5 protein-coding genes are annotated in these 5,915 nt (G+C 55.6%); 4 read left to right on the forward strand and 1 reads right to left on the reverse strand.

The features are described from left to right. On the reverse strand, nt 1-187 hold a 187-nt coding region (locus tag NZ705_12255; protein MCS7293716.1), incomplete at its 3' end, for a hypothetical protein. A 471-nt stretch (nt 188-658) separates the two neighbouring features. Between NZ705_12255 and NZ705_12260 the strand changes: the two genes are divergently transcribed. Genes NZ705_12260 through NZ705_12275 form a run of 4 tightly spaced genes read left to right on the forward strand, consistent with a single transcriptional unit; the run spans nt 659 to nt 5,738 of the window. Next, nucleotides 659-3,187: a glycogen/starch/alpha-glucan phosphorylase gene (locus NZ705_12260; GenBank protein MCS7293717.1), complete on the forward strand. Its 2,529-nt coding sequence runs from the start codon at nt 659-661 to the stop codon at nt 3,185-3,187. Nucleotides 3,188-3,195: 8 nt separating this feature from the next. Beyond that, a complete protein-coding gene (locus NZ705_12265; GenBank protein MCS7293718.1) occupies nt 3,196-3,837 on the forward strand; it encodes a histidine phosphatase family protein in 642 nt (213 codons plus the stop codon). A gap of 29 nt (nt 3,838-3,866) precedes the next feature. After that, nucleotides 3,867-4,892 (forward strand): type I glyceraldehyde-3-phosphate dehydrogenase, encoded by a 1,026-nt coding sequence (gene gap / locus NZ705_12270; GenBank protein ID MCS7293719.1) that lies wholly within the window; start codon nt 3,867-3,869, stop codon nt 4,890-4,892. Then, on the forward strand, nt 4,893-5,738 hold the full coding sequence (locus NZ705_12275) for an alpha/beta hydrolase (protein ID MCS7293720.1): 846 nt from the start codon (nt 4,893-4,895) through the stop codon (nt 5,736-5,738). Nucleotides 5,739-5,915: the final 177 nt, after the last annotated feature.

Raw genomic sequence — 5,915 nt, forward strand, 5'->3', positions numbered from 1 at the left:
TACCGTATTCAGTAACAATCGGCCCTGGCCGCCCCTGAAAATACCATTGACCGTTTAACGGAGAGCAGTAATCACGAGTAGCGTAGGCAGATGGCGCAAGCGCCAGACCTGATGTCAGAGCCGTTGTCGCTGTAAACAAAGTGAGATGAGCCAAGCCCTTTCTAAGATTGGCGAGATGATGTTTCATGTTGTTACTCCCATGTGATTGTTGGTGGGCAATGGCTGTTTGTGAATCGGTGAAAACCCCGTTAGCACTGCAGTAGCAAGCGCTATCTGAGTTTTCTTGGATAGACCATAAGCCATCACAAACAGCTTAATTTCACTGTATTCAAGATGTCCGAATGGTGATGGTGATCCCCCTCAATAAAGGTGTGTGATGATCATCAAAAGGACTAGCGTGATAAATTTTGCACAAAAACCTTAATCCCTTAATCAGCGACCCATCAGCTACAGAACCGTTCCCATGCTTTTTTCAGAGATAAGCACATAAAAGTAACTCTCCGGCAAAGTACAGCAAGCCCCATTTTAAGAGCAGTTATTGTAGTGCACCGGCGAGCGTGGCTTTCCCCCGCGTGTTAAACAAAACCTGAAGAAATGCCTAGGGCTGCACCACCCTGCGGATAATGGGAGTGGTCCGCTCAAGCCAAGGTGGTGTTCTATGACGACAGCAACGCCAACAGCGCCCCAGCCCTTGTACGAAGACGACCGGACGGGGTTGAGTGTGGAGACGCTCAAGCGAGCATTTATGGACAACTTGTTCTACATCCAGGGCAAGTTTCCGCGTCTCGCCACCCAGCATGACTACTACATGGCCCTAGCCTACACGGTGCGCGACCGGCTGCTACAACGGTGGATCAGTACGGCTGAAACTTACACCACGAACAAATCCCGCACGGTGTGTTACCTGTCAGCGGAGTTTCTCATGGGACCGCACCTGGGTAACAATCTCATCAACCTGGGGATTTACGACCAGGTGAAACAGGCGATTACGGAACTAGGCTTGGACTTTGACGCTCTGCTGTACCAGGAAGAAGAACCGGGCTTGGGCAATGGGGGTTTGGGACGGCTGGCGGCCTGCTTTTTGGACTCCCTAGCGACGCTGCAAATTCCCGCTATCGGCTACGGCATCCGTTACGAATTCGGCATTTTTGACCAGGAGATTCGCGACGGTTGGCAAGTCGAAATCACAGATAAATGGCTGCGCTTTGGTAACCCCTGGGAAATTGCGCGACCGGAATGGGCGGTGGACGTCAAACTCGGCGGTTACACCGAACCCTACACCGATGAACAGGGGAACTATCGGGTGCGCTGGCATCCCCACCAGGTGATTAAAGGTGTGCCCTACGACACCCCTATCTTGGGTTATCTGGTCAATACGGCCAACACCCTGCGTCTATGGAAAGCCGAAGCGCCGGAATCGTTCGATTTTGCAGCGTTTAATCGCGGGGATTATTACGGGGCGGTGGATGAAAAGATTGTTTCCGAAAACGTGACCAAGGTGCTTTACCCCAACGATGAACCCATCCAGGGCAAGCGCTTGCGGTTGATGCAGCAGATTTTCTTTGTCTCCTGCTCGCTCCAGGACATGTTCCGCATTTTGAAGGGGCAGGGAATTCCCGTCACCGATTTCCACAAAAAATTCGCCATCCAACTCAATGACACCCACCCAGCCATTGCGGTGGCAGAACTGATGCGCCTGCTGGTGGATGAACACCACCTGGACTGGGACACCGCCTGGGACATCACCACCCAAAGCTGCGCTTACACCAACCACACCCTGTTGCCGGAAGCTCTGGAGCGCTGGCCCTTGGATATGTTTGCGTCGCTGTTGCCGCGCCATCTGGAAATCATCTACGAAATCAACCGGCGGTTTCTGGACCTGGTGCGGGAGCGGTTCCCTGGTGACCTGGGTAAGGTACAACGGATGTCCTTGATTGACGAAAGCGGCGAACGCTACGTGCGCATGGCGAATCTGGCTACCGTCGGCAGCAAGGCGGTCAATGGCGTGGCGGCGTTGCACACGGAATTGCTCAAACAAACCGTACTTAAGGACTTTTACGACCTGTGGCCGGAGAAGTTCCAAAACAAGACTAACGGCGTGACTCCCCGGCGCTGGCTGCTGTTGAGCAATTTACGTCTCAGCCGGTTGATTGCTAGTCGCATTGGCAAGGACTGGGTGACCCACTACGAACAGCTCCGCCAGTTGGAAGCCCACGTGGACGACCCCCAATTCCGGCAGGAGTGGCGAGACTGCAAGCGGGCCATCAAAGCTGAGCTGGTGGATTTCATCCGCGAGCGCACCGGCGTGGTGGTGGACCCAGACTCGATGTTCGATGTGCAAATCAAGCGCATCCATGAATACAAACGGCAACATCTCCAGGCGCTGCACATTGTGGCCCTGTATAACCGGCTCAAGCGCAATCCCGGTTTAGAAATTCCCCCCCGCACCTTTATCTTCGGCGGTAAAGCGGCGCCTGGCTATTTCATGGCCAAGTTGATTATCAAACTCATTAACTCGATTGCCGAGGTGGTCAACCACGACCCGGACATCCAAGGGCGCATCCAGGTGGTGTTTTTGCCGGACTACAACGTGAAGCTGGCCCAGCGGGTGTTTCCTGCCGCCGATTTATCTGAGCAAATTTCCACCGCTGGCAAGGAAGCCTCTGGCACCGGCAACATGAAATTTGCCCTGAATGGCGCTGTGACGATTGGCACGCTGGACGGGGCCAACATCGAAATCCGCGAGCGCGTGGGTGCAGAAAACTTCTTCCTGTTCGGGTTGACGGCCCAAGAGGTCATGGCCCTGCGTGCTCAGGGATACCGGCCCTGGGAGTACTACAACAGCAACCCCGTGCTCAAGGAAGTGATTGACCAGATTGCCAGTGGGATGTTTTCGCGAGGGGATACGTCTCTGTTTCGGCCCCTGGTAGATTCGCTGCTCAACCACGACCCCTATTTCCTGCTGGCGGATTTTCAGTCGTTTTTAGACTGCCAAGACCAGGTCAGCGAAACCTATAAAGACCCAGAGCGCTGGACCCGCATGTCCATCCTGAACACGGCTCGCACGGGTTATTTCTCGTCGGACCGGACGATTCAAGAGTACTGTCGGGACATTTGGCGGGCGTCGCCCGTGCCCATCGAACTCAAACCCTACGACCATTACCAGGCGGGGATGCGTTTGACCTAGGGGGAGCCATGGGACTGCATTTGTACTTGCTACGTCACGGGGAAACCACTTTTAGCCAGACAGGGGGTTACTGCGGCATGCTTGACCCCGAACTCACGCCCGCAGGCCAGCAGATGGCGGCGGAATTCGCCCAGGCCTACCGGGAACTTCCCTGGACAGCAATCTTTTGCAGTCCTATGCGGCGGGCGGTGGCGACGGCAAAACCCCTGGCGGAAGCGGTGGGATTGCCCATTGAACTCCGGGACGGCCTAAGGGAAGCCCACTACGGCGCCTGGGAAGGCCAAACCCCCGACTGGGTGAAGGAACATTACCTGGAGGATTACATCCGCTGGATGACCGACCCGGCCTGGAATGCGCCAACAGGAGGCGGTGAAACGGCAGTGCAGGTGGCGAACCGGGCCATGCCCGTCATTGCGGAAATCGAGGCGACCTATCCCGATGGGAATGTGCTGGTGGTTTCCCACAAGGCCACTTTGCGCATTATCCTGTGTAGCTTACTAGGCATTGACCTGGGGCGCTATCGGGACCGGATTAACGTCTTGGTGGCGTCGGTGAGTGTGGTGCGCTTTACCCAGTACGGCCCATTGCTGGAGCGCATGGGGGACCGCAGTCACCTGAACCCGGAATTGCGGGCTTTGCCAGGGACTTAAACAAACGTACGTGTTCTGGAGGAACAACGATGACGCTGAAAGTTGGCATCAATGGCTTTGGCCGCATTGGGCGGTTGGTGTTCCGAGCGGGGATTGACGACCCGAATGTAGAGTTTGTGGGGATCAACGACCTGGTGCCCCCGGATAACCTGGCCTACCTGCTCAAGTACGACTCCACCCACGGGCGCTTCCGGGGTACGGTGGAGGCTAAGGAGGATGGGATTGTGGTGAATGGGCGCTTTGTTCCCTGTTTTTGCTGCAAAGACCCGGCGGAATTGCCCTGGGCGAAAGTGGGTGTGGACTACGTGGTGGAATCCACCGGCCTGTTTACGAGCTACGACGGGGCCAGCAAGCACCTAACGGCGGGTGCCAAACGGGTGGTCATTTCTGCGCCCACCAAAGACCCCGATAAAGTCGCCACGTTTGTTGTGGGTGTCAATGACCATCAGTTCGACCCGGCCCAGCACACCATTGTTTCCAACGCCAGTTGCACCACCAACTGCCTGGCCCCCATCGCCAAGGTGATTCATGAGCATTTCGGGTTAGCGGAGGGGTTGATGACCACGGTGCATTCGTTTACAGCTACCCAACCCACCGTCGATGGCCCCAGCAAAAAGGACTGGCGTGGCGGGCGGGGCGCGACCCAAAACATCATTCCGTCTTCAACGGGAGCGGCCAAAGCAGTGGCACTTGTATTACCCGAACTGAAGGGGCGGTTGACAGGGATGGCGTTCCGGGTGCCCACGCCCAATGTCTCGGTAGTGGACCTGACCTTCCGCACCGAAAAAAGCACCAGTTACAAGGAAATCTGCGCGGCGATGAAAGCGGCCAGCGAAGGACCCTTGCGGGGCATTTTGGGTTATACGGAGGAGGAAGTCGTTTCTACTGATTTCAACGGCGACCCCCACTCCAGCATTTTTGATGCAGGCGCTGGGATTGAGTTAAATCCCCACTTTTTCAAGGTGGTGGCCTGGTACGACAACGAGTGGGGCTACTCCCTGCGGGTGCTGGACCTGATGCGCCGGATGGCCCAGAAAGAAGGGCTGCTGGTCTAGATGGCTGCACTCGACTGGTGGCAATGGCTGGGGCGAGCTGTACGCATCACTGCCGGCGTCTATGGGGGATTATTGTTATTGCTGTGGTTAGGGCAGGCGCGGCTCATGTATTTTCCTAGTCGCCAGATCGTTGCCACCCCCCAGGACACGGGATTGTCCTACGAGGACCTGCGCTTGACGACTGCCGATGGGGTCACGATTAGCGCTTGGTGGATTCCTGCCCCTGACCCCAATGCGCCGGTGCTTTTATTTGCCCACGGCAACGGCGGCAATATCAGCTACCGCTTGCCCTACATGCGCATCTTTTATGGGCTGGGCCTGGCCAGTTTGTTTTTCGACTACCGGGGCTACGGCGAGAGCGAAGGAGAACCCACTGAGCAGGGCACCTATCTCGACGGCGAAGCGGCCTGGCGTTATCTCACCGAGACGCGTCACATTCCCCCGGAGCGCATTGTCCTGTATGGCGAGTCGCTGGGGGGAGCGATTGCCACCTATTTAGCCGTGCGTTTCCGACCGGCAGGGGTGATTTTGGGTTCTACATTCACCAGCGTTCCCGACATCGCCAAGGGTCTGTTTCCCTACATGCCGGTGGACTGGCTGGCTCAATTTCAGTACAACAACCTGGAGCGCATCCAGCAGATTCATGTGCCGGTGCTGGTCATCCATAGCCCCCAGGATGAAATCATCCCCTTCGACCACGGGAAACGGTTGTACGCTGCTGCCAACGAACCCAAATTTTTCTTGCAAATTCAGGGGGATCACAACGAAGGATTTTTAGATTCGCTGCCGGTTTATGAAGCAGGCATTCGCCAATTTCTTGAAAAGATCTTTCACACTCAGAATTGAAGGGTAGCGTAAACCCCTACATGTTTCTCTGTTGGTTGCTTCTCAAGCGTGACAACCTAAATGTTTCCTGCTGTAGAAAAATACCAGTAGCGAGCAAGGTTTCGGTAGATACAAACATCGTTCTATATAAAAACACTTAGTCTGACGTAGAATAAGGCTGATAGGTTACGGAGTGAT

This window comes from Gloeomargarita sp. SKYB120 (assembly GCA_025062155.1).
Taxonomy (GTDB): Bacteria; Cyanobacteriota; Cyanobacteriia; order Gloeomargaritales; family Gloeomargaritaceae; genus Gloeomargarita.